The sequence below is a fragment of the Streptomyces coeruleofuscus genome (assembly GCF_039532725.1).
Taxonomy (GTDB): domain Bacteria; phylum Actinomycetota; class Actinomycetes; order Streptomycetales; family Streptomycetaceae; genus Streptomyces; species Streptomyces coeruleofuscus.
The window spans coordinates 708,013-729,645 of record NZ_BAAASE010000001.1 but is presented as its reverse complement, the minus strand read 5'-3'; the positions used below and the strand labels follow the sequence as shown (position 1 = coordinate 729,645).

Sequence of the window (21,633 nt, the reverse complement as noted above, 5' to 3'; positions counted from 1 at the left end):
GTCTCAGAGGTCGCTCGCCATGCCCAGCCCCGTCAGGGCCCCGACCGGGTCCAGGTCGGGGGTGCCCCGGGGCCACCAGTCCTCCTGGCCCGGCTCGGACTCGTAGGCGTACCACAGGCCCTCGCGGCCCAGGCGGAGCTGGACGTGGCCGTGCGGGTGGGTGAGGTGGTTGCGCCAGGGGCGGAAGGCGGGCAGGTCGGCGGCGAGGAGCAGCGGACGGGCCCGGTCGAACCGGCCGGCCGGCGGGTCCCACGGCTCCTCCAGTACGGCGAGGCCAGCCGGTCCCCCCTGGCGCCAGGCGGCGACCGCACGGGCCAGCTCGGACGGGGTGCGGCCCGCCGCGGTGGCCAGGGAGGAGTAGAGCGCCCGGGTGCCCGCGGTGAGTCCCGAGCCGGGGCGGGCCGCGGCCAGGCGGACCGCGTCTTCCCAGAGCGTCAGCCGCCCGACCGGGTCGCGGCCCGTGGTGAGCAGGGCGTGGGCCCGCGCGGCGGCGTCCGTGGCCAGCTGGTCCAGCGCGAACGGGTCCGGGCCGCCGGGGGACGCCGGGTAGGCCGGGGGCTGTTCGGGGTGCGGGGGCGGCGGCAGCGGTGCCGGCAGGGGCGGGAGGGCGTGCGGCGTGACAACGTCACTGGCCCGCACTCCGGGGAGGGGCGCGGGCCCCTTGTCCTGGGCGGCGCGCGCCGCGCGGGTGGCGCTGAGCCGGGACAGCGCGTCGAGCAGCTCGCGTTCGCCCCGGCCTCGCAGCAGGAGCAGGACGAAGGGATCGGCGTCGAGCAGCCGCGCCGTCTGGTAGCAGAGGGCGGCGGCGTGCTTGCAGGGGTGGCCCCGGTCGGGGCAGCTGCACCGCGGCTCCAGGTCGCCCGGGCCCGGCAGCAGGGGCACGCCGCAGTCCGCGAGGGACTGCGGCATCTCCTTGTCGAGGAGTGCCGCGATGTGCCCGGGCCGGTCGGCGGCGGCGTCCAGGAAGCGCTCCCAGTCGGAGTCGTCGAGTGTGCGCAGCCGCACCTGCACGCGGTACGGACGCGGGCGGCTGCCCCGCACGTACGCCAGCACCAGGCCGGGCGTCACGGTGATGGCATCGACATGCCCCTGCCCGGCATAACCCCGCCCGCGCTCCAGCCGCTTGACGTCCAGCGCGCCCTGCTCCAGCGCGGCGACCCACGCGTTTCCCCACCAGCTCTCGGCGAAGCCCTTGTCGTCCGGCTCCCGGGGTGGGAAGGCCGGGAAGGTGCGGCGGAGTTCGTTGTCGCGGTTGGGAGCGGCCATGGAGTGGGGAGCCAGGGGGCTGTGGAGGTCGCCAGGAGTCCGGGGGGTCGGGGGCGGGGTGGTGGAGGGGGTGGGGGCATGGGGCGGCGCGGTGGCTGTGGCGGCGTCGGGGATGCCGGTGTGGGGTGAGGGCGAGTCCTCATCGCCGGTCTCGTCCGGGGCCTCGGGCGTCCCGCCGGGGTCCGTCTCGGGCATCCGGAAGGCGTCGGACAGCATCTGCCGTACGTCACGCGTTTCCCCGCCGGCGGAGTCCCCGCGCGCCCGCCGGAGGGCCGCCGCCCGCTCGTCCACACGGCTCTGGCGTGTCCCGCGCCTGCGCCGGGCCCCTTCGCTCTCCGTCTCCTTCCGTGCCCGCCGCGCGTCCTCCCGAGCGGCGCGCAGCGCCTCGCGTGCGATGTCCGCCGCGCGGGGGGCCGGCTGGTCGGTGCCTCCTGAGGGAGCGGTCACCGTGCTCTCGGGTGGGGCGGAAGGCCGGTCCTCCTCTCCGGTGCGGGTGTCGGCCGAGTCCGTCGGGGCCGGGGTCTCCCCGGCCTCTTCCCGGTGGTCGGAGCCGTCCGGCCCGGCGGGTCCCGACGTGTCCCGCGAGGTGTCTCCCGGCTGATCGGCGAGCACCTCGGTATCTGCGTCCGGCAGCGCGCCCATGTCCCTCGCCGGGCCTTCGCCGCCCCCGGGCTTGGACACCGCCCTTCGCAGTGCCTCACGGGCGACGTCCGCCGGGTGGGGGGCCTCCTGCCCGACGGGGGTCGGGGCAGGAGAGGGCGCGGGACGGGAAGCCGGTGCCGGGTCGGACGCGGCCCGCTCGCGGGCCGCCCGCAGGGCCCGGCGGGCCTCGTCGGCCGGGCGGGGCGTCATGGCGTGCTCCGCAGGGAGACCAGGTCGGACAGCTCGCGGTCCGTCAGTTCGGTGAGGGCCGACTCGCCGGAGCCGAGGATCGCGTCGGCGAGGGCGCGCTTGGCCTGGAGCATCTCGGCGATGCGGTCCTCGATCGTGCCCTCGGTGATGAGGCGGTGGACCTGCACGGGCTGGGTCTGGCCAATGCGGTAGGCACGGTCGGTGGCCTGTTCCTCGACGGCCGGGTTCCACCAGCGGTCGAAGTGGACGACGTGACCCGCGCGGGTGAGGTTGAGGCCGGTGCCCGCCGCCTTGAGGGACAGCACCAGGACCGGGGTCGAGCCGGCCTGGAAGCGGTCCACCATGCGCTCCCGCTCCGGTACCGGCGTGCCGCCGTGGAGCAGGTCGACCGGGACCGCCCGGGTGGCCAGGTGGGAGGTGATCAGGCGGGCCATCCCGACGTACTGGGTGAAGACCAGAGCGGATCCGTCTTCGGCGAGCAGGGTGTCCAACAGCTCGTCCAGCAGCGCGAGTTTGCCGGAGCGGGCGGCGAGCCGGTCGCCGCCGGCCCGGGCGGGCTCCTCCTTCAGGTACAGCGCCGGGTGGTTGCAGATCTGCTTCAGTGACGTCAGGAGCTTCAGCACCAGGCCCCGGCGTGCCATGCCCTCGGCGGTCTCGATGGCGAGCAGCGACTCACGGACCACCGCCTCGTACAGCGCGCCCTGTTCGCGGGTGAGCGGCACCGGGTGGTCGGTCTCCGTCTTGGGCGGCAGCTCGGGGACGATGCCCGGGTCGGACTTCTTCCGGCGCAGCAGGAAGGGCCGGACCAGGCGGGCCAGGCGCTCCACCGCTTCCTCGTCCTCGCCGTTCTCCACGGCACGGGCGTGGCGGGCGCGGAAGGACTTCAGCGGGCCGAGGAGGCCCGGGGTCGTCCAGTCGAGCAGCGCCCACAGCTCCGACAGGTTGTTCTCGACGGGCGTGCCGGTCAGGGCCACGCGCGCGGGGGACGGGATCGTGCGCAGCGCCCTGGCCGTGGCCGAGTAGGGGTTCTTGACGTGCTGCGCCTCGTCGGCGACGACCATGCCCCACGCCTGCCCGGCCAGGGCGGGGGCCGCGGAACGCATCGTGCCGTACGTGGTGAGGACGAAGCCGCCGTCCAGGTCCTCCAGGCTGCGGTCCGGGCCGTGGAAGCGGCGGACGGGGACGCCGGGTGCGAAGCGGGTGATCTCCCGCTGCCAGTTGCCCAGCAGCGAGGCCGGGCAGACCACCAGGGTCGGCTCGCGGCGGGCCCGCTTCAGGTGCAGGGCGATGAGGGTGACGGTCTTGCCGAGGCCCATGTCGTCGGCGAGGCAGCCGCCGAGGCCGAGGGAGGTCATCAGGTCGAGCCAGGCCAGGCCCCGGAGCTGGTAGTCCCGGAGGGTGGCGTGCAGGCCGGGCGGCGGTGCGGCCGGGCGTACTCCCGCGGTGAGGCGGTCGCGCAGGGCGGCCAGCGCGCCGGCCGGTACGGCCTCGACCGTCTCGCCGTCCACGTCGGCGGTACCGGTGAGGGCGACGGACAGCGCGTCGACCGGGTCGAGCAGCCCCAGGTCCCGCTTGCGGGCCTTGCGGACGAGGGCCGGGTCGACCAGGACCCACTGGTCGCGCAGCCGGACGACCGGGCGGTGGGCCTCGGCGAGGGCGTCCATCTCGCTCTCGGTGAGCGGGTCGCCGCCGAGCGCCAGCTGCCAGCGGAACTGGAGCAGGTCCTCGCTCTCGAAGAAGCCGGTGCCGTCGGTCGCCGAGCCGGGGGCCGGCCGGACCACCGCGGCGGCCGAGAGGTCCTGGGCCAGGTCCCTGGGCCAGTGCACGGCGACGCCGGCCGCGGCGAGCCGGGTGGCCGCGACGCCGAGCAGGTCGCTCAGCTCCTCCTCGGCCAGCGCCAGCACGTCGGGCACGTCCTGGTCGGAGAGCCGGTCGAGCGGGGGCCAGACCCGGGCCGCGCGGCGGACGGCGAGGGCCGCGTCCACCCGGGCGCGCGGGCCGAAGGCGTCGTCCGCCTCGCCCGCCCACAGTGCCGCCGCGTCGGCGATGAGGGTGGGGTCGGCGAGGCTGTGCACCTGGACGATGGCGGCGCCGGCGCCGCGTGCGCCGCCGTCGAAGGCGTTGTCGAACAGGTCGTACGCCGAGAGGTCCAGCCGGAGCGAGATCCGCACGCCGGCGTCCATGCCGGCGGCGACCTCGGCGGCCCAGTCGTGTGCGTCGGGCAGGTGCTGGGCGTCGCGGGCCGCGAAGGGTCTGCCGGTGGCGTGGGGTGCGGCCGGGGTGCGCGGCAGGGTGTCGGCGACCGCGTCGAGGAAGGCGCGTACCAGCGCTTCCCGTTCGGGCAGGCGGATGGGGCCCGGGCCGGGCAGCGGGACGGCGTGCCCCTCGTACGGCAGGGCGGCGGCCACCGCGCGCAGGTGCGCGATGTCGTCCTGGTCCAGCGGGCCGGCGCGCCAGGCGTCGTGGCCCGTGGGGGTCAGGCCGGGCAGCAGCCGGCCGCGCGCGGTCAGCCGCAGGGCGTGCAGGGCGGCCGCGCCCCAGCAGGCGGTGGCCGGGTGAGCCGCCGGGTCGTGCCGGGCGCGCACCAGGAGCGGCAGGGCCTCGTCCAGCGGGAGGGTCAGCGCCGGGGCGGTCCGCCGCCGGACTCCGGCGCCGTGCCGTCGTACGACGGTGAGCTCGGTGTCCTCGGTGAGCTCTGTGACCTTTGCGGGCAGGGGCTCCCCTTCGGGGTCCCAGAAGGCGATGCGCCCGTCGCGCGGGACAGGCGCGGGCAGGAAGACGGCCGGGAGCCGGACCGGGACCGTCCGCTCCCCCGCCCGCTCGGCCGTCACAGCCGTGTCGCCCATACGTCCTGCCACCTCCCGCCCGCGTTTCGGATCAGCTGTCTCCGACTCTACGGGCGGGGTCTGACAATCGGCCCCGGCGGCCGCGCCGGCCGAGCCGGGCTTCGGATCAGGGCACCGTCCGGGACACCGCGTACACCCAGGGGTACGCCGGGTTGGACAGGTCCACCACCACGTCGTGCGTGGGCGCGGGGTTCTTCTGCCGGTGGACGAAGCCGTACCACGAGTCGCCCTCGGGGAACTTCCAGCCGGTGACCTTGCGGTCGCGGGCGCCGATGGTGATGTGGTCCTTCTTCAGGTCCTTCCGGGTCACGCCCAGGCCCGTCAGATAGGCGTCCAGACCGGCCGCGTTGGTCTCGAACTGGGCGTACAGGCGGCTGGTCTTCCAGTTGTTGGTCTCGTAGTACGCCACGTGCCAGGCCGGGTGCGGGACGGGCACCTGGTAGATGCGGCGCTGGAGCTTGGACGGCCAGCCCTCGGTCAGGCCGGTCGCCGAGTACTTCGCCTCCTTGTCCTTGCCGCTGTCCCGGCTCTGGTTCGCGGAGATCACCAGGTAGCCGGCCGGGATGCCGATGAGCAGCACGATGATCAGCAGGGTGAGCGCCCTGCGGCGGATCATGTGGCGGCGGTCCTCGGCCGGGCGTTCCTCGCCGTCAGGCCAGGAGCCCTGGTGCGGCAGGGATGCGGTCACAGCGTCTCCTGGGTACTGCGGCGGGACTGCGCGTACCGCTCGTAGCGCTCGTACCGCTCGACCCGGCGGCGCTTGGCGCGCCGGAAGCGGCGGGCGACCAGCCGGGCGAGGTCGGCGGCGCCGACCATGCCGGCCTCGGGGCCGAGCTGGGCCCGGGCGATACGGGCCTCGGGGCGGTAGCCGCGGCCGGTCAGGTGCCTGCGGAACGCGTCCCTGGCGGGGCCGATCAGCAGGTCGTCGGCGGCCGAGACGCCGCCGCCGATGACGAAGCAGGAGGGGTCGAGGGCGGCCGCGAGGTTGGCGATGCCGACGCCGAGCCACTGGCCGATGTCCTGGAGCAGCTCGATGCACATGGCGTCGCCCTCGCGGGCCAGCTCGGTGATCATCGGGCCGGTGATGTCGCCGATGTTGCCCTTGACGTGCTCGATGATCCCGTAGGCCACCGGCGAGTCGGCCGCTGCCAGCTCGCGGGCCTCGCGGACCAGGGCGTTTCCGGAGCTGTACTGCTCCCAGCAGCCGCGGTTGCCGCACGGGCAGCGGTGGCCGCCGGGCACGACCTGCATGTGGCCGAACTCGCCGGCGACGCCGTACTTGCCGCGCTTGACCTGGCCGTCCTCCAGGATCGCGCCGCCGATGCCGGTGCCCAGCGTGATCATCACGAGGTGGTCCTCGCCGCGGCCGGCGCCGAAACGCCACTCGGCCCAGGCGGCGGTGTTGGCGTCGTTGTCCACGAGGACCGGTACGGAGAGCCGGCCCGAGAGGCGGTCGCGGAGCGGTTCGTTGCGCCAGGACAGGTGGGGGGCGAACAGCACGCGGTTGCGGTCGGCGTCGACCCAGCCGGCCGCGCCGATGCCGACGGCGTGCACGTCGTGCCGGTCCGAGAGGTCCAGGACCAGCTCGGCGATGGTGTCCTCGACGACCTTGGGGCTCTTGGACTTGTCCGGCGTCTCCGTGCGGACCTTCTCCAGGATGTTGCCGTCGGCGTCCACGACGCCCGCCATCACCTTCGTACCGCCGATGTCGATGCCGACCGTCGGCACGCGGGGTGCCGTCAGGTGTGAGCGGCGCTCCCGGGTGCCGACCGTGCGGAGCACGGTGGCACGGCGGGAGCCGATGGGGGCGGTGAAGTCGCGGTAGGTGCTCATCGCCGCCGATTCTGCCTCACGGGGAGGCAGGGTGCGGAGCGGGGGAACAACCCACCATTGCCGTGTGCGGGTGCGTGGGGGCTGATCGCGCCCACGCGGCGGAGCCGCACATCGATACAGCCCCGCGCCCCCAAGAAACGCGCCCTGCTCAAGTCCTCACAAGGAGCTGGAACTCGAACGAGTAGCGCGTCGGGCGGTAGGTGTGTGTGCCGTATTCCACTGCGCGGCCCGTGTCGTCGAACGTGACGCGTTGCATGGTGAGCAGCGGGGCCCCCGTCTCCTCCGCCAGTCGTTCCGCCTCCACCGTCGTCGCCGCGCGGGCGCCGATCGACTGGCGGGCGCTGTGCAGGGTGATGCCGGCCGCTCGCATCAGGCGGTAGAGGCCGGTGGTCTCCAACTGGGCGGTGTCGAGGTCGATGAGGCCGGGGGGCAGGAAGTTGCAGAGGTAGGCCATGGGCTCGCCGTGGGCGAGGCGGAGGCGTTCCACGCGGTGGACGTCGCTGTCCTCGGCGACGCCGAGGGCGGCGGCGACCTCGGCGGAGGCGGGGACGAGCGTGTTGACGAGGACCTTGGTGGCCGGGCGCTGGCCCGCCGCCTCCAGGTCGTCGTAGAGGCTGCTGAGCTCCAGCGGGCGCTTGACCTGGCTGTGCACGACCTGGGTGCCCACACCGCGGCGGCGTACGAGGAGGCCCTTGTCGACGAGCGACTGGATGGCCTGGCGGACGGTCGGCCGGGACAGGCCGAGCCGGGCGGCGAGCTCGATCTCGTTGCCCAGCAGGCTGCCGGGGGTCAGCGTGCCGTGCTCGATCGCGGCCTCCAACTGCTGGGACAGCTGGAAGTACAACGGCACGGGAGAGCTGCGGTCCACGCTCAGCTCGAGCTGCACGGTCGGGTCCACTTCTGGTTTCGGCACGGGCCGAGCGTAGCTCCGTGCGTTGTTGACGGGAAGTTGTGTAGTCAGATTGTCCGGACATTCAGATTGACAGGGGCGGGCTGGGCACGCACTTTGTTTTCATGCGCATCGGCGTCATCGGAACGGGCCGTATCGGCACAATCCACGCGAACACCCTCAGCCGGCACCGCGACGTCGGCTCCCTGATCCTCACGGACGCGGACGCCTCGCGGGCCCAGGACCTGGCGCACCGGCTGGGCGAGACGGCCGCGCCCGGTGTGGAGGAGATCTTCCGGTGGGGGGTCGACGCCGTGGTGATCACGACGGCGACGTCGGCCCACGCCGAACTGATCGGTCGGGCAGCACGCTCGGGCCTGCCGGTGTTCTGCGAGAAGCCCATCGCGCTGGATCTGCCGGGGACACTGAGCGCGATCGCCGAGGTCGAGACGGCCGGGACGGTGCTCCAGATGGGCTTCCAGCGCCGCTTCGACGCCGGATACACGGGCGCCCGCGAGGCCGTGCGCTCCGGCAGGCTGGGGCGGCTGCACACCGTGCGGGCGCTGACCAGTGACCAGACGCCGCCGCCCGCTACGTGGCTGCCGCTGTCCGGCGGGCTGTACCGGGACACGCTGATCCACGACTTCGACGTGCTGCGCTGGGTGACGGGCCGGGAGGTGGCGGACGTGTACGCCGCCGGATCCGATGCCGGCCCCGCGATGTTCCGCGCGGCAGGCGACGTCGACACCGGTGCCGCGCTCCTCACCCTCGACGACGGCACGCTCGCCACGGTCACCGGCGCCCGCCTGAACGGAGCCGGCTACGACGTGCGCATGGAGCTGGCCGGGGAGCTCGACCAGATCGTGGTCGGCCTGGACGACCGTACGCCGATCGCCTCCACCGAGCCGAGCGGGCCGCCGGCCGCGGACAAGCCCTGGACCGGCTTCCTGGAGCGCTTCGGCCCCGCCTACGAGGCGGAGCTGAACGCGTTCGTCGAGGTCGTGCGGGGCGAGCGGGCCAACCCCTGCGACGGGCGCGAGGCCCTTCAGGCGCTGCGCGTCGCCGAGGCGTGCGAGCTGTCGCGCCGGGAGCGCAGGCCGGTGCACCTCGCGGAGATCCCCGGCGGGACCGCCTCCCCCTTCGTGTGACGGCGGGCCCGCGAGGCGGTCAGCGGCCCTCCTGTTCCTCCTCCAGGAGTCCCGCGTCGTACGCCAGCAGCGCGATCTGCACCCGGTTGTTGAGGTCGAGCTTGGCCAGGATGCGGGAGACGTGCGTCTTGACCGTGGCGACGCTCATGAACAGGCCGGTGGCGATCTCGGCGTTGGACAGGCCCCGGCCGACCGCGACGGCGACCTCGCGCTCACGGTCGTTGAGGGCGGCCATGCGCGCACGCGCGCGTGTGCGGCGGGTGTCGGCGGCGGTGCCGACCGCGTGCAGCATCAGCTGGCGGGTGACGGTGGGCGACAGGACCGGGTCGCCGGCCGCGACCCGGCGTACCGCCGCGAGGATCTCGGTGGGCGGGGTGTCCTTGAGGACGAATCCGGCGGCGCCCGCGCGCAGGGCCCGCAGGACCTGTTCGTCGGCGTGGAAGGTGGTGAGGACCACCACCTGCGGAGCGTCCTTGCGGGCGCGCAGCCGCTCCGTGGCCGTGAGACCGTCCACCGTCGGCATCCGGATGTCCATGAGCACGACGTCCGGGCGGGTGCGGTCGACGAGCGCCTCCACCTCGCCGCCGTCGGTCGCCTCGCCGACGATCTCGATGTCGTCGGCCCCGCCCATCATGAAGGACAGTCCGGCCCGCACCAGCGGATCGTCGTCGACGAGGAGCAGTCTGATCGCAGTCATGGGCCATACGTAATCACGGCCGGGGCGGACGCGGGGACCGGACGGGCGCTGGTCGCGCCAACGCCTCGTCCGGAGCGCGGTGTTGACCGGCCGCGTGCTCAGGCGCGCAGCGTCACCCCGAACAGGGCGCGCAGGCGGCTGATCTCCCACCAGACCACCGCCGTCACCGAGGCGGGACCGCCGATGACGGCGAGGGCCTGGATCACCGGCGGTCCGGGCGGCAGGCCGCCGGCGAGCAGGCTGATGGCGGCGAACTCCCACACCAGCGTCCCGGTCAGCAGGGCGGGGAGCGCGGCGTGCACGGCCGCGGTGTTGAAGCCGGTGCGGACGGCCGGGCCGGTGGCGAACCCCACGAAGAACAGGAGCCAGGCCAGGGGCAGGGCGACCGCGAGGGTCATCCAGGGGGCGGTGCCCGCCGAACCGGAGGAGGGCGTCTGGTGCCGGTCGAGCAGGATGATCGCCCCGCCGAGCAGCGGGACGGCCGTCACGGCGCCGATGTACCAGCCGGCCGACCGCAGGGCGGCCCGCACCCGCACCCGCATGGCCGACCTGGTCTCCGCGGACGCCCACCGGAACAGCACGGCGATCACGACGGGTGCGCTCAGGAGCAGCAGGGGCGGGGTGACCGCCAGTCGCATCATGTACTGCTCCTGGACCTCGGCGACGTCCTCCGGCTTGCCGTACACGGTGAGCAGCAGCAGGGACATGGCGGCCGCGGTCCAGGCCCGTACCTTCTGCACGCGCGTCACGTGCCGGTCGTCCACGGCCCGATGTGTGTGCGGGAACAGCCGGTGGGCGAGGTTGCGGGCCGAGCGCGCGAACGAGTAGCACAGCACGAGCGGCAGGAACGCGAACCAGGTGCACGGAGCGAGCAGCACCAGCCACATGCAGCCGGAGACCCGCGGCTGCCCCTGCCGCAACAGCTCGCGGACCGACGGCCATTCGCCACCGCGCAGACCGCCCCGGCCCGGGCCCCGAATGCCCGGCCGCGGCTGGGGGACGTACGGGTACGGCTGCGGGTACGGGTGCGGGTACGGCTGTGGGTGCGCGTGCGGGTGCGGGGGGTACGGCTGGGGGTGCGGGTAGCCGTACGGTGCCGGGCCCGGCTGAGGCGGCGCGTAAGGGGGCGGCATGTAGGAGCCGTTGGCCGGTGGTGGCGGATAAGGGCCGCCGTTCGGCGGCCCGGGCGGCTGGTACGGATTGGTGGGTCCCCCGAAACTCACGTGCAAGTCCCTTCCGTTACTCACGGTGCTGAAGGCGGCACAAACATCGGCCATCGCCACAGCCAAGTCAACTCGCTTTGGAGCTTGGGGTCATGGGGTCGGTACGCACGCGACCCCGAACTGCCGAAAAGTCAGCGGCCCCACGGCAGCCACGCCCGCACCTCGAACCCGCCCTGCGGGGTGCGGCCGTGCTCCAGACGGCCGCCCGTGAGGGTCGCTCGTTCCGTCAGGCCGATCAGGCCCTGGCCGGAGCCGGGGACGTGCGGCACCTCGCCCTCGGGGGGCGGGTTGTGCACGGAGACGGTGAGGCCGTCGCCCGGTGCGCCGGTGACGGACACCGTGACCTCCGTGCCGGGGGCGTGCTTGCGGGCGTTGGTCAGGCCCTCCTGGACGATCCGGTACGCGGTCCGGCCGACGGAGGACGGGACGGTGCCGGCGTCGTCGACGCGGTGGTCGAGGGTCACCTTCATGCCGGCCTCACGCGACTCGGCGACCAGTGTGTCCAGCGCGCCGAGCGTCGGCTGCGGCCGGCCCGTGTCGTCGGGCTCCCCCGCCCGCAGGACTCCGATGATCTCGCGCAGGTCCTGGAGGGCCTCGTGCGCGCTCTCCCGGATCACCCCCGCCGCCCGAGCCGTCTCCGCCGGGGGTGCGTCGGGCCGGAACTCCAGGGCGCCGGCGTGCACGCTGAGCAGGGTCAGCCGGTGGGCGAGCACGTCGTGCATCTCCCGCGCGATGGCCTCACGGGCGAGCCGCTGCGCCTGCTCGGCCCGCAGCCGCGCCTCCGTCTCGGCCCGCCGGGCCCGGTCCCTGAGGCTCACCATGAGCTGCCGCTTGGACCGTACGAACATGCCCCAGCCGACGATCGCCAGGGTGAGCACCATGGCGAAGGGCACGCTCACCAGGTAGGGGACGTCCGCGTCGGGGCGCGCCCAGTAGTACAGCGGGGCCAGGGCCGCGTTGATGCCGCCCACCCAGGCCACGTAGCGGAAGGGACGGTGCACGGCGAGGGTGAACAGGGCGATCAGACCCGCCCCGCCCGCCGTCTCCGAGAGGAAGGTGATGGGAACCATCGCCACGGCGAGCCCCAGCGGCCAGCGGCGGCGCAGCCAGACGGCCCCGCAGGCCAGCGCCCCGGTCAGCTGGTCCACGACGGCCAGCCATTCCGGGACATGGGGGTTGTCGTTGAGCGCCTCGATGGCGGCCGCGCCCACCAGCACGGCCACCACGAAGCAGGAGAAGTCGACGACCCAGTCGCGGGCGGTGCGCCGGGGCCGTCGCCCGGCCCGTGCGGCGTCGGGGTCGAGCTCGTGCAGCAGGGCGGACGGGACGAACCATCTGCGCCCGGTGAACAACGCAGGTGTCTCGCCCGTCAGCACCGGGGAGGCCTGCCCCGCGTTGTCACCACTCACGGTCGACAAATCTACGCAGGTCCGGGCCCGTTCACCTCACCTTGGCCGCAATCGTCGACCAAAGTCACCGCACCGCAGACTTTCGGCGCCGCCGGCGGGGTCCGGACAGGGACTTCCGTCCGACGGACGCTCGCCCCGCGGCCGATGTGCGTGGGGGGTCCGCGGGGCGAGGCTCGTGCCATGAAGCAGGTGCTGGAGATCCTCGGCTTCCTCGCCCTCGTACAGGGCGTGGCGGGCCTGGTGCACGAGTTGACCGACTGGAACTGGGGCCTCGTGCAACGACTGGGGTTCCTCGACGGCTACGAGATCTACGCGAGCGTCGTGCTGCTCGTGCTGGGCGTCGCCCTGTTCGCGGCGGCCGGGAGCCGGAAGTCCGTCTGAGCACGCGGGCGGACTTCCGGCCGGCGTTCACGGAGGTGGCCGCCCGGCTCAGCAGCCGTAGTCGACCAGGTCGAACGACTCGTAGTGGTCGGCCGTGTAGTAGTCCTCCCGGTTCTCCTCACCGGTGACGATGCGCCGCGCACCGCGGGTGGAGGAGCCGGGGGTGATGACCGTGTACTCGTGGTAGTAGCCGGACGACTGGCTCGGCAGGATGCCTTCCCGGTTCTGGAAGACGGTGCCGTCCTGCTCGAACGGGAAGGGGCCGCCCTGCTCGATCAGGTCGAGCGTGTCGTGGGCCTGGGACGGCAGATCGCCGTAGCAGATGCTGCCGACGGCGGTGGGGGCCGCGTCGGCCGTGGTGGCGGAGACGGTACCGCCGACGAGGAGGGCGGACAGGAGGGCGGCTGCTGCGCCGAGCCGCGAGGCGCGTGGGGGGAAATTCATGCGCACATGATGACGCGCGTAGACAGTGGCATGTCAATGACAAGCCCGGAGATTTTCCCGTCAAGTCCGATGAGTTAGCGGGAAGTTAACCTTCCCCCGGCGCCCCCACGGGCTGTTCACCAGGGCCGGTGAGGACGCCGGGGCGGGCGGCTACGCGTCCTCCGGCAGCGCGTACTCGCCGTACTCCGGGCGGCCCGCCACCTCGTACGTCTGGATCGAGACGCCCGTGCTGGTGACGCTCCCTCCGGCGTGCCGGAAGGCGGTCGGTACGGCGCCCTCCGGGAACAGCCGGAACCCGGCGCCGAGCACGACCGGGAAGGTCAGCAGGTGCAGCGAGTCGACGAGGCCGTGGGCCAGCAGGGACCGGACGAGGGCGCCGCTGCCGTGCACCTGGATCTCGCCGTCGGTGCGCTCCTTCAGGGCCGTGACCTCCTTGGCGAGGTCGCCGGTGAGCACGGTGGTGCCCGCCCACTCGGGGTCCTTGAGGGTGGAGGACGGGACGTACTTCGGCAGGGCGTTGAGTTTCGAGGCGACCGGATCGGCGGGGTCGGTCACCTTCGGCCAGAACGTGTTGAAGATGTCGTACGTGCGGCGCCCGAGCAGGAAGGCGTGCGGCCGTGCGAAGACCTCGTCGATGAAGCGGCCGAAGTCCTCGTCGGCGTACGGGAAGCTCCAGCCGCCGTGCGTGAAACCGCCGCGGGTGTCCTCATGGGGGCCGCCGGGGGCCTGGTAGACGCCGTCGAGGGTGACGAAGAGGGTGGAGACGAGCTTGCCCATGGCGGGTGCCCTTCTTCTCAAGAAACGGTCAGGGTCTGTTGTCATCGGTTCAGACCCCGTAGGCGTCCGCAACTCATCGCTGGGCCGTACGGCTCCCGCGGCGCGGATCCACAGGCCCCCACCTCGACGTCCGTTCACCGCCAGCAGCGCTGCCGGCCGGCCGGTGGGATGGACCCATGACTTCTCAAGGAACACTCGACGGCAGGACGGCTCTCGTGACGGGCGCGAGCCGTGGCATCGGCGCGGCGACGGCCCTGCGGCTGGCCCGGGAGGGCGCGGACGTGGCGGTCGGCTATGTGAACGGCAAGGAGGCGGCCGAGGACGTCGTACGGGCCGTGGAGGCGCTGGGGCGCCGGGCGGTGGCGGTGCGCGCGGACGCGGCGGACGCCGCCGAGGCGGTCGGTGCCGTGACCGCGGCGGCCGAGGCGCTGGGCGGCCTGGACATCCTGGTGAACAACGCGGGCGTGGGGGTGCTCGGGCCGCTGGAGACCCTGTCGCTCGCCGACGTGGACCGTGTCCTCGCCGTCAACGTGCGCGGTGTCTTCCTGACCTCCCAGGCCGCCGCCGCGCGCATGCCCGAGGGCGGGCGGATCATCACGATCGGCAGTTGCATGGCCCAGCGCGTGCCGGGGCCCGGCGGCACGCTCTACGCCACGAGCAAGGCGGCCCTGGCCGGTCTGACCAAGGCCCTGGCCAGGGAGCTGGGCGGGCGCGGGATCACGGCGAACCTCGTCCACCCGGGGCCGATCGACACCGACATGAATCCGGCGGACGGGCCGTACGCGGCCGGTCAGGCGGCGATGACGGCGCTGGGGCGGTTCGGCACGGCGGACGAGGTGGCGTCGATGGTGGCGTACCTGGCCGGGGCGACGTACGTCACCGGTGCGGAGTTCGCCGTGGACGGCGGGCACGCGGCGTGAGGAAGGGGGCACACCGGTACTGAGACAGGGGGCGCACCGGTGCTGTCGGGCCGGTGCGCCCCCTGGAACGGGTCGGCTCAGCCGCCCAGTTCCTGGTGACGCGCCGCGAGGCGCCGCGCACCGTCCTCCGTCAGGGAGCCGAACAACCGCAGCCGGGAGATGCCGCCGTCCGGGAAGATGTCCACGCGCGCGTGCGTGCCGACGGCCGGGACCGGGAGTACGAAGCGGTGGGCGGTGTCGGGCTGGAGGCGCGTGCGGGGCAGGATCTCCCGCCACTGGCCGTCCTCGCCGTCGCGCACGGACACCGAGGCCCAGCCGGCGCTGTTGCCCTTGAGGTACGCGGTGTCGATCTCCACGGCTCGGATCCGGGACTGGGCGGCCAGCCGGTAGCGGATCCAGTCGTGGCCCTGGTCGCGGCGGCGCCGGGTCTCCCAGCCGTCGTCCATCTTGCGGGAGCGTCCCGGCTGGATGGTGTTGGTGGCGGGTGAGTAGAAGAGGTCGGAGGCGTCCTCGACCTGGCCGCCGTTCTCCAGGGCGACGACGTCGAAGGTGCCCAGCGCCTCCAGCCAGGCGGGGTCCGGGACGACCTCGCCGTGCACGCGCAGGCGGGCGATGCCGCCGTCGGGGTGCTGGTTGACCCGCAGGTGGGTGAAGCGCTGCTCGACCGCGACGGGGAAGCCGTTCGCCGCGTGGCCGCCGACCGGGGTGCGCGGAACGAGGGTCGTCCACTTCACGTCGTCCCCGAGGAGCTGCTCCGGCGACGGGGAGCCCGGCACGCAGGTGCCCTCGACGGACACGGCCTGCGGGTAGTTGCCGCGGAAGTGCGCCGTGTCGACGACGATCCCCCGGACCACGCCCGGGGCGCCGAGGCGGACCAGCGCCCAGTCGTGGTCCTCCGCGGTCGGCCAGGGGTGCTCGGCGGAGGCGCCCCGGCGGCGGCGCGTCTCCCAGCCGTCCATGATCTTGCCCTTGTGCCCGAAGTGCTCGGGGTCGAACTCGGCGCGACCGGGCACCAGCAGGTTCTCGCGCTGGGCGAAGAACTCGTCGTTGGCGGCGATGACACCGGCGCCGAGGCGCCGGTCGGCGAGGTCGGCGTACTGGGTGAAGGGGAAGTCGGCGGTGCGGTAGTCCGCGTACGGGTCGCCGCCTCCGTAGGGGTTCGCGTCGCCGGTGAAGCTGGGAATCGCCGTCACGGTGATCAGGTGCCTTTCTCGTCCGGGATGGGGATCAGTCGGTTCGGGTGAGGAGCCGCCCCTTCGGTTCGGTGAACTCGCCGTCCGCGACGATGCGCTGCCCGCGCAGCCAGGTGGACTTCACGACGCCGTACAGGGTCCTGCCCGCGTAGGCCGTGACGTGGTTGCGGTGCTGGAGGGCCACGGGGTCGACGGTGAAGGTCTCGTCGGGGGCGAGGACGGCGAAGTCGGCGTCGCGGCCCGCCGCGATGGCGCCCTTGCGGTCGTCGAGCCCGACGAGTTCGGACGTCCGTGCGGACATCCAGCGGACCACGTCCTCCAGGCCGTGCCCGCGCCTGCGGGCCTCGGTCCACACCGCCGCCAGGCTCAGCTGGAGCCCGGAGATGCCGCCCCAGGCCGTCGCGAAGTCGTCGGTCTTCAGGTCGGCGGTGGACGGGGAGTGGTCGGTGACGACGCAGTCGATGGTGCCGTCGGCCAGCGCCTGCCAGAGCAGGTCCTGGTTGGCGGCCTCGCGGATCGGCGGGCAGCACTTGAACTCGCTGGCGCCGTCGGGGACTTCCTCGGCGGTGAGGGTCAGGTAGTGGGGGCAGGTCTCCACGGTGACGCGGACGCCCTCCGCCCGCGCCGCGGCGATCATCGGCAGGGCGTCGCTGGAGGAGAGATGGAGGACGTGCACGCGCGCGTCGAGGGCCTTCGCCTCGCGGATGAGCTGGGCGATGGCGGTGTCCTCGGCGTCCCGGGGACGGGAGGCGAGGAAGTCGGCGTACCTGGGGCCGGGCCGCTGCGGGGCGGAGGCGAGGAGGCGGGGGTCCTCGGCGTGCACGATGAGCAGGCCGCCGAAGGCGGCGATCTCGGCCATGGTGCGGGCGAGCGGGTCCCGTTCGAGGTGCGGGAACTCGTCGACTCCGGACGGCGACAGGAACGCCTTGAAGCCGAAGACGCCGGCCTCGTGCAGCGGGCGCAGGTCCTTGATGTTGTCGGGCAGGGCGCCGCCCCAGAAGCCGACGTCGATGTGCGCCTTGTCGGCGGCAACCCGCTGCTTGGTCCGCAGGTGCGCGACGGTCGTGGTCGGCGGGAGGGAGTTGAGGGGCATGTCGACGAGGGTCGTGATGCCGCCGCCCGCGGCGGCGCGGGTGGCGGTCCAGAAGCCCTCCCACTCGGTGCGGCCGGGATCGTTGACGTGCACGTGGGTGTCGACCAGGCCGGGCAGCAGGACGTGGTCGCCCAGGTCCTCCAGGCGGGCGGTCTCCGGTACGGGCGCGTCGTACGGGAGGACGGCAGTGATCTTGCCCGCGGCGACCGCGACCGACGCGGCGCGCGTCCCCTCGGGAGTGATGACACGCGTCGAGCGAAGCACCAGTTCAGCGTCGGACACCCGGACCCCTTTCTTCAACGTTCTGTTGAAGGAGTCTTCACTCCCGTTCCGGCCCCGTCAAGGGCACACTGCTACAGGACACACCACTACCTCCTCCCCTGGACTTTTCCACGAAGCGGAATTAACATCCCGGGAAGCGAAATGCTACCCGAAAGGAACGCGCCGTGCCGACGTCCAGCGCCAGCACCACCGGCTCCGCCCGGTCCTCCGCCAACGGCGGGGTCCAGTCCCTGGAGCGCGCCTTCGACCTGCTCGAACGGATGGCGGACGCGGGCGGCGAGGTCGGCCTGAGCGAGCTGTCCGCGAGCAGCGGGCTGCCCCTGCCGACCATCCACCGCCTGATGCGCACGCTGGTGGCCTGCGGGTACGTACGGCAGCAGGCCAACCGCCGGTACGCGCTCGGCCCGCGCCTGATCCGCCTCGGCGAGTCCGCCTCCCGGCTGCTGGGCACCTGGGCACGGCCCCATCTCGCCCGGCTGGTCGAGGAGACCGGCGAGACGGCGAACATGGCGCTGCTGGACGGGGACGAGATCGTCTACGTGGCGCAGGTGCCGTCGAAGCACTCGATGCGCATGTTCACGGAGGTCGGCCGGCGCGTGCTGCCGCACTCCACGGGCGTGGGCAAGGCCCTGCTCGCCGGTTTCCCGCCGGAGGAGGTGCGCGCCCTGCTGAACCGTACGGGCATGCCCGCCGCGACGGAGAAGACCATCACGACGCCCGACGGGTTCCTCGCGGCGCTGGAGGACGTGCGCCGCCAGGGCTACGCGATCGACGACAACGAGCAGGAGATCGGCGTCCGCTGCCTGGCGGTCTCGGTGCCCGACTCCCCCACCGCCGCGGCCATTTCCATCTCCGGCCCGGCCGGCCGGGTCACGGAGGCGGCGACGGAGAAGATCGTGCCGGTCCTCCAGCAGGTCGCCGGCGAACTGTCCGAGGCCCTGGCGACCCAGAACCCCGCCTGACCGATTCACGACGACTCGGTCACGAGTCCGTGGGACCGGCCGGGGCGAAGGCCGTGGCGAGCCGGTCGAGCAGGAGCGGCGCGGTGGGGTGCGGGTCGCGGTGGGGTGTGATCGTGTAGACGCCCCGGGTCGGGGGATCCACCAGGCTCACCGTGGTGACGTCGGTGCGCAGCGCGCGCGTCAGGACGCCGGGTATCAGCGCGATGGCGTGACCGGTGGCGACCAGGGCCAGCTTGCCGAGCAGATCGGCCGCGGCGAGGTCGATGCGGGCGCTGACTCCGGCTCGGGCGGCGTGCTGGCGCAGGAGCGCCGCCGAGCCGTCGTTGTCCTCGACCCAGGTCTGTTCGGCCAGCGTCCGCATGTGCACCGGGCCGCGCCCGGCCTGCGGATGGCCGAGGGGCAGCGCGACGACCATCTCGTCCAGCCCGAGGAAGCGGCGCTCGACCCTCGGGTCCTGGGGCAGTCCCGGCGGTGCGTCCGTGACGACGGCGAGGTCGAGGTCGCCGGCGATCACGCGCTGGTGGAGGTCGGGGCTCAGACCGGGAAGCAGGCTCCAGCGGACCGCCCGGGCGTGCTCCAGCAGGGCCCGGATGGCCTCGGGCACGATCCCCGCGGCCAGTGAGGGTGTCGCACCGACGGCCAGGGGCCGGCTGACCGCCCCGTCACGGGCGTCACGTACGGCGCGGACGGCGCGGTCGGCCTCGTTGAGGGTGGCGAGGGCGTGGCGCCGGAAGACCTCGCCGGCCGGCGTCGGACGCACACCGCGCGCATGCCGCTCCATCAGCGGCACGCCGAGCTGCCGCTCCAGCCCGGCGATCTGCCGGGAGACCGCCGACTGCGTGTGGTGCAGCTCGGCGGCGGCCGCGGACAGCGACCCGAGCCGGCACACCGTCACGAAGGTTCGCCACACCGTCAGGTCCATGACCCCAGTATGACCAGCCGGTATGCGCGTCCGACAGTGCTGGCATGCGAGATCTGCGCTTTTCGCAGCCTCCGCGTTGCACCACTCTGGCGCCCATGACCACACCGCACACGATCGCCGTCCTCGGCCTGGGACGCATGGGCGACGCGATCGCGACCCGACTGGCCGCTCAGGGCCGCACCGTCATCGGCTGGACCCGTTCCGGACGCGCCTCGGGCGCCGTCAGGACGACCGGCGACCCGCGCGACGCCGTGGCGGAGGCCGGCCTGGTGCTCCTGGCGCTGTTCGACGGTCCGGCCTGCCGGCAGGTCCTCGACGACGTCCGTGGCGCGCTGCGAGCCGACACCATCGTGGTGAACACCAGCACCATCTCCCCCGCCGAAGCGTCGGAACTGGCCCGGCGGCTCGGCCCGTCCTACGTCCACGCGCCCGTGCTCGGCTCGGTTCCGGCCGCCTCCGCCGGTGCCCTGCGCATTCTCGCCGCCGCCGGGCGGGATGCCCTGGACCGGGCCCGGCCGGTGCTGGAGACGCTGGGCTCGGTGCTGCCCGTCGGGGATGCCGCCACCGCCGCCGCGCTCAAGCTGATCGCCAACAACGGCCTCGCCGGCGCGGTCCTCGCCCTGCGCGACTCACTGCGGCAGGGCGACGCCCTAGGCCTGCCCCGCGACCAGGTGCTGGACGTACTCGAACTCGGCCGGCTCGGCGGGCTCGTGGCGCACAAGCGGGCCTTTCTCACCGGCGAGCCCGTCACCGCCGCGGCCGAGTTCACGATCGGCGCGCTGGCCAAGGACATGGCTCTGCTGGCCGCCGCGTCGGACACGCCGTTGCGCAGCGCGGCCGGCCTGGCGGACCTCCCGGCCGGCCCCGAGGCCGACATCGCCACCGCCGCCACCGTCCCCGCCGTCGAGGACGCCGTGCTCGAACCGCTCCGCGCCTACGTCCGCGGGCACGCCACCGGCGACCCCGCCCACTTCCGTGACGCGTTCCTGCCCACCGCCCACGTCGAGGGGCTCCGGGACGGCGCGTTCGTCTCGTGGCCCCTGGAGGAGTACTGCGCTCTCTTCGAGGGCCGGCCGGCCGCGGACGAGCCGGCCCGCTCCCGCCGCATCGACACCGTCGACGTCCACGGCACCGTCGCGACCGCGACCATGACGCTCCTGCACGGCGCGGACACCTTCACCGACGTCTTCCTGCTGGTCCGCGTCGGCGACAGGTGGCGGATCGCCAACAAGGCCTATCACCGGCATTCCTGACCGGCTCTGGCGTGCCCTTCGGCCTGATCCGGACAGAGCCCCTAGCCCTGCCCGCGCACCGGCCCGCCGAAGAGGTCCACGGCCCGGCGGACCTCCGCCAGTTCCGGGGCCAGCGCGCTCACCGAGCCGATCGCGCCCGCTATCAGCAGGAGGGAGCGGCGCAGCCGCGGGATCTCGGGGGTGCCGTCGGCCGCCATGGCGTCCAGGGCGGCGAGTTCCTCCTCGGCGATGGTCCGGTCGGCGAACTCGCCGGGATGGGCGGCGAGCCGACGGCGCAGCCGGGCGACGGCGGAGCGCAGCTCCGTCACGCGCGGATCATCGTCGCCGCCGGTCACAGACCCCTGCCGCCTCTGCTCAACGCTCCGCAACACAGTCCTCCCCCTCGCACTCCGTCGTGCGCGTGCCCCTCCGACGCGAAGTCCCCCACACCGGGCGCCGGTCGGCCGCCCGGCCGGTCGGTGCGGGCGACAGTAAACGACGCGGACCACCAGGCGCCAGTCCATTGCGTCATCGACTTGCTCCGCTGCGTGACTTTCCGGTCCGGGTCGTGCGGTATGCAGGATCCATGACGACACGTAAGACGACGAAAAGGACGCCTGCGGTTGCGGGGGTACTGCTCGCCGCCGGGGGCGGGCGGCGGCTCGGCGGGCGCCCCAAGGCACTGCTCACCCACCGGGGACGGCCGCTCGTGGAGCACGCGGTGCGGGTGCTGCGCGAGGGCGGCTGCGAGCGGGTCCACGTGGTGCTGGGCGCGCGGGCGGACGAGGTCCGGGCGCGAGCCGCGCTGCCGGGATGCGTCCTGGTCGGCAACCCCGACTGGGAAGAGGGCATGGGGACGTCCCTGCGGGCCGGACTGGACTCGCTCGCCGGTACGGGCGCGGCGGCCGCCCTGGTCTCACTCGTCGACCAGCCCGGTATCGGCCCGGAGGCGGTGGCCCGGGTCCTCGGGGCGTACGAGGACGAGGAGTCGCTGGTGTCGGCCGCGTACGACGGAATGCGCGGGCATCCGGTCCTGTTCGGGGCGGCTCACTGGGCGGGCATCGCCGCGACTGCGACCGGGGACCAGGGGGCACGGGCCTATCTGAAGGAGCGCGAGCCGGGGATCAGGCTCGTCGAGTGCGGGGACGTGGCCCGGCCCTTCGACATCGACACGGAGGCCGATCTGGCCCACCTTGAGTGAAGGGGGTGGCACGGAGAGCCACCTTGCCTCGACTCTGAGAATCTCGACATCAACAGATGATTG

20 protein-coding genes are annotated in these 21,633 nt (G+C 73.7%); 6 read left to right on the top strand and 14 right to left on the bottom strand.

From position 1 onward, the window contains the following. Positions 1–3: 3 nt before the first annotated feature. The 5 genes from ABFX81_RS03140 to ABFX81_RS03120 all read right to left on the bottom strand — a co-directional run bounded on the left by ABFX81_RS03140 (position 4) and on the right by ABFX81_RS03120 (position 7,683). Positions 4–2,118 (bottom strand): SWIM zinc finger family protein, encoded by a 2,115-nt coding sequence (locus ABFX81_RS03140; RefSeq protein WP_346137589.1) that lies wholly within the window; start codon positions 2,116–2,118, stop codon positions 4–6. After that, positions 2,115–4,964, bottom strand: coding sequence for a DEAD/DEAH box helicase (locus ABFX81_RS03135; RefSeq protein ID WP_346137588.1), 2,850 nt, complete (start codon positions 4,962–4,964; stop codon positions 2,115–2,117). The genes ABFX81_RS03140 and ABFX81_RS03135 overlap by 4 nt, the downstream gene beginning before the upstream one ends. 106 nt (positions 4,965–5,070) lie before the next feature. Next, on the bottom strand, positions 5,071–5,652 hold the full coding sequence (locus ABFX81_RS03130) for a sugar kinase (RefSeq protein WP_086849859.1): 582 nt from the start codon (positions 5,650–5,652) through the stop codon (positions 5,071–5,073). Further along, entirely contained in the window at positions 5,649–6,797 is a 1,149-nt protein-coding gene (locus tag ABFX81_RS03125; RefSeq protein ID WP_086849857.1) for an ROK family glucokinase, read from the bottom strand. Before ABFX81_RS03125 ends, ABFX81_RS03130 begins: the two co-directional genes overlap by 4 nt. A 148-nt stretch (positions 6,798–6,945) precedes the next feature. Then, the gene (locus tag ABFX81_RS03120; protein ID WP_346137766.1) at positions 6,946–7,683 is read right to left on the bottom strand and encodes a GntR family transcriptional regulator; all 738 of its coding nucleotides are present in this window, start codon (positions 7,681–7,683) and stop codon (positions 6,946–6,948) included. A gap of 128 nt (positions 7,684–7,811) precedes the next feature. On the opposite strand from ABFX81_RS03120, the gene ABFX81_RS03115 reads away from it, so the two are divergent. Next, the gene (locus tag ABFX81_RS03115; RefSeq protein WP_086849852.1) at positions 7,812–8,834 is read left to right on the top strand and encodes a Gfo/Idh/MocA family protein; all 1,023 of its coding nucleotides are present in this window, start codon (positions 7,812–7,814) and stop codon (positions 8,832–8,834) included. 19 nt (positions 8,835–8,853) lie between these two features. On the opposite strand, the gene ABFX81_RS03110 is transcribed toward ABFX81_RS03115, so the two are convergent. The 3 genes from ABFX81_RS03110 to ABFX81_RS03100 all read right to left on the bottom strand — a co-directional run bounded on the left by ABFX81_RS03110 (position 8,854) and on the right by ABFX81_RS03100 (position 12,163). Next, complete coding sequence (locus ABFX81_RS03110) at positions 8,854–9,531, bottom strand: response regulator (protein WP_086849851.1); 678 nt, start codon at positions 9,529–9,531, stop codon at positions 8,854–8,856. 98 nt (positions 9,532–9,629) lie between these two features. Further along, the gene (locus ABFX81_RS03105) at positions 9,630–10,754 is read right to left on the bottom strand and encodes a hypothetical protein (protein ID WP_346137587.1); all 1,125 of its coding nucleotides are present in this window, start codon (positions 10,752–10,754) and stop codon (positions 9,630–9,632) included. A 131-nt stretch (positions 10,755–10,885) separates the two neighbouring features. Continuing rightward, complete coding sequence (locus tag ABFX81_RS03100) at positions 10,886–12,163, bottom strand: sensor histidine kinase (protein WP_428837131.1); 1,278 nt, start codon at positions 12,161–12,163, stop codon at positions 10,886–10,888. Between the two features lie 180 nt (positions 12,164–12,343). Here ABFX81_RS03100 and ABFX81_RS03095 point away from each other — a divergent pair, with 180 nt between their 5' ends. Next, on the top strand, positions 12,344–12,544 hold the full coding sequence (locus tag ABFX81_RS03095) for a hypothetical protein (protein ID WP_086849849.1): 201 nt from the start codon (positions 12,344–12,346) through the stop codon (positions 12,542–12,544). A gap of 48 nt (positions 12,545–12,592) precedes the next feature. Here ABFX81_RS03095 and ABFX81_RS03090 read toward each other — a convergent pair whose 3' ends face one another. Together ABFX81_RS03090 and ABFX81_RS03085 are read right to left on the bottom strand one after the other, a co-directional pair. Then, a complete protein-coding gene (locus tag ABFX81_RS03090) occupies positions 12,593–12,988 on the bottom strand; it encodes a guanyl-specific ribonuclease (protein WP_086849847.1) in 396 nt (131 codons plus the stop codon). A gap of 150 nt (positions 12,989–13,138) precedes the next feature. Next, positions 13,139–13,765 (bottom strand): dihydrofolate reductase family protein, encoded by a 627-nt coding sequence (locus ABFX81_RS03085; protein WP_086849845.1) that lies wholly within the window; start codon positions 13,763–13,765, stop codon positions 13,139–13,141. Positions 13,766–13,941: 176 nt separating this feature from the next. Here ABFX81_RS03085 and ABFX81_RS03080 point away from each other — a divergent pair, with 176 nt between their 5' ends. Beyond that, the gene (locus ABFX81_RS03080) at positions 13,942–14,685 is read left to right on the top strand and encodes an SDR family oxidoreductase (protein ID WP_086849843.1); all 744 of its coding nucleotides are present in this window, start codon (positions 13,942–13,944) and stop codon (positions 14,683–14,685) included. Positions 14,686–14,762: 77 nt separating this feature from the next. Here ABFX81_RS03080 and alc read toward each other — a convergent pair whose 3' ends face one another. Both alc and allB read right to left on the bottom strand, forming a co-directional pair. Further along, a complete protein-coding gene (gene alc / locus ABFX81_RS03075; protein ID WP_086849841.1) occupies positions 14,763–15,878 on the bottom strand; it encodes an allantoicase in 1,116 nt (371 codons plus the stop codon). 34 nt (positions 15,879–15,912) lie between these two features. Continuing rightward, positions 15,913–17,253, bottom strand: coding sequence for an allantoinase AllB (allB, locus tag ABFX81_RS03070; RefSeq protein ID WP_086849839.1), 1,341 nt, complete (start codon positions 17,251–17,253; stop codon positions 15,913–15,915). A gap of 164 nt (positions 17,254–17,417) precedes the next feature. Here allB and ABFX81_RS03065 point away from each other — a divergent pair, with 164 nt between their 5' ends. Beyond that, positions 17,418–18,215, top strand: a complete 798-nt coding sequence (locus ABFX81_RS03065; protein WP_086849837.1) for an IclR family transcriptional regulator domain-containing protein — start codon at positions 17,418–17,420, stop codon at positions 18,213–18,215. Positions 18,216–18,234: 19 nt separating this feature from the next. On the opposite strand, the gene ABFX81_RS03060 is transcribed toward ABFX81_RS03065, so the two are convergent. Further along, on the bottom strand, positions 18,235–19,137 hold the full coding sequence (locus ABFX81_RS03060; protein ID WP_086849835.1) for a LysR substrate-binding domain-containing protein: 903 nt from the start codon (positions 19,135–19,137) through the stop codon (positions 18,235–18,237). A 95-nt stretch (positions 19,138–19,232) separates the two neighbouring features. Between ABFX81_RS03060 and ABFX81_RS03055 the strand changes: the two genes are divergently transcribed. Next, a complete protein-coding gene (locus tag ABFX81_RS03055) occupies positions 19,233–20,390 on the top strand; it encodes a nuclear transport factor 2 family protein (protein ID WP_086849832.1) in 1,158 nt (385 codons plus the stop codon). Between the two features lie 41 nt (positions 20,391–20,431). On the opposite strand, the gene ABFX81_RS03050 is transcribed toward ABFX81_RS03055, so the two are convergent. Beyond that, positions 20,432–20,698, bottom strand: coding sequence for a DUF5955 family protein (locus ABFX81_RS03050; RefSeq protein WP_346137586.1), 267 nt, complete (start codon positions 20,696–20,698; stop codon positions 20,432–20,434). 257 nt (positions 20,699–20,955) lie between these two features. Here ABFX81_RS03050 and ABFX81_RS03045 point away from each other — a divergent pair, with 257 nt between their 5' ends. After that, a complete protein-coding gene (locus ABFX81_RS03045; protein ID WP_086849828.1) occupies positions 20,956–21,570 on the top strand; it encodes an NTP transferase domain-containing protein in 615 nt (204 codons plus the stop codon). The last annotated feature ends 63 nt before the right edge of the window (positions 21,571–21,633 follow it).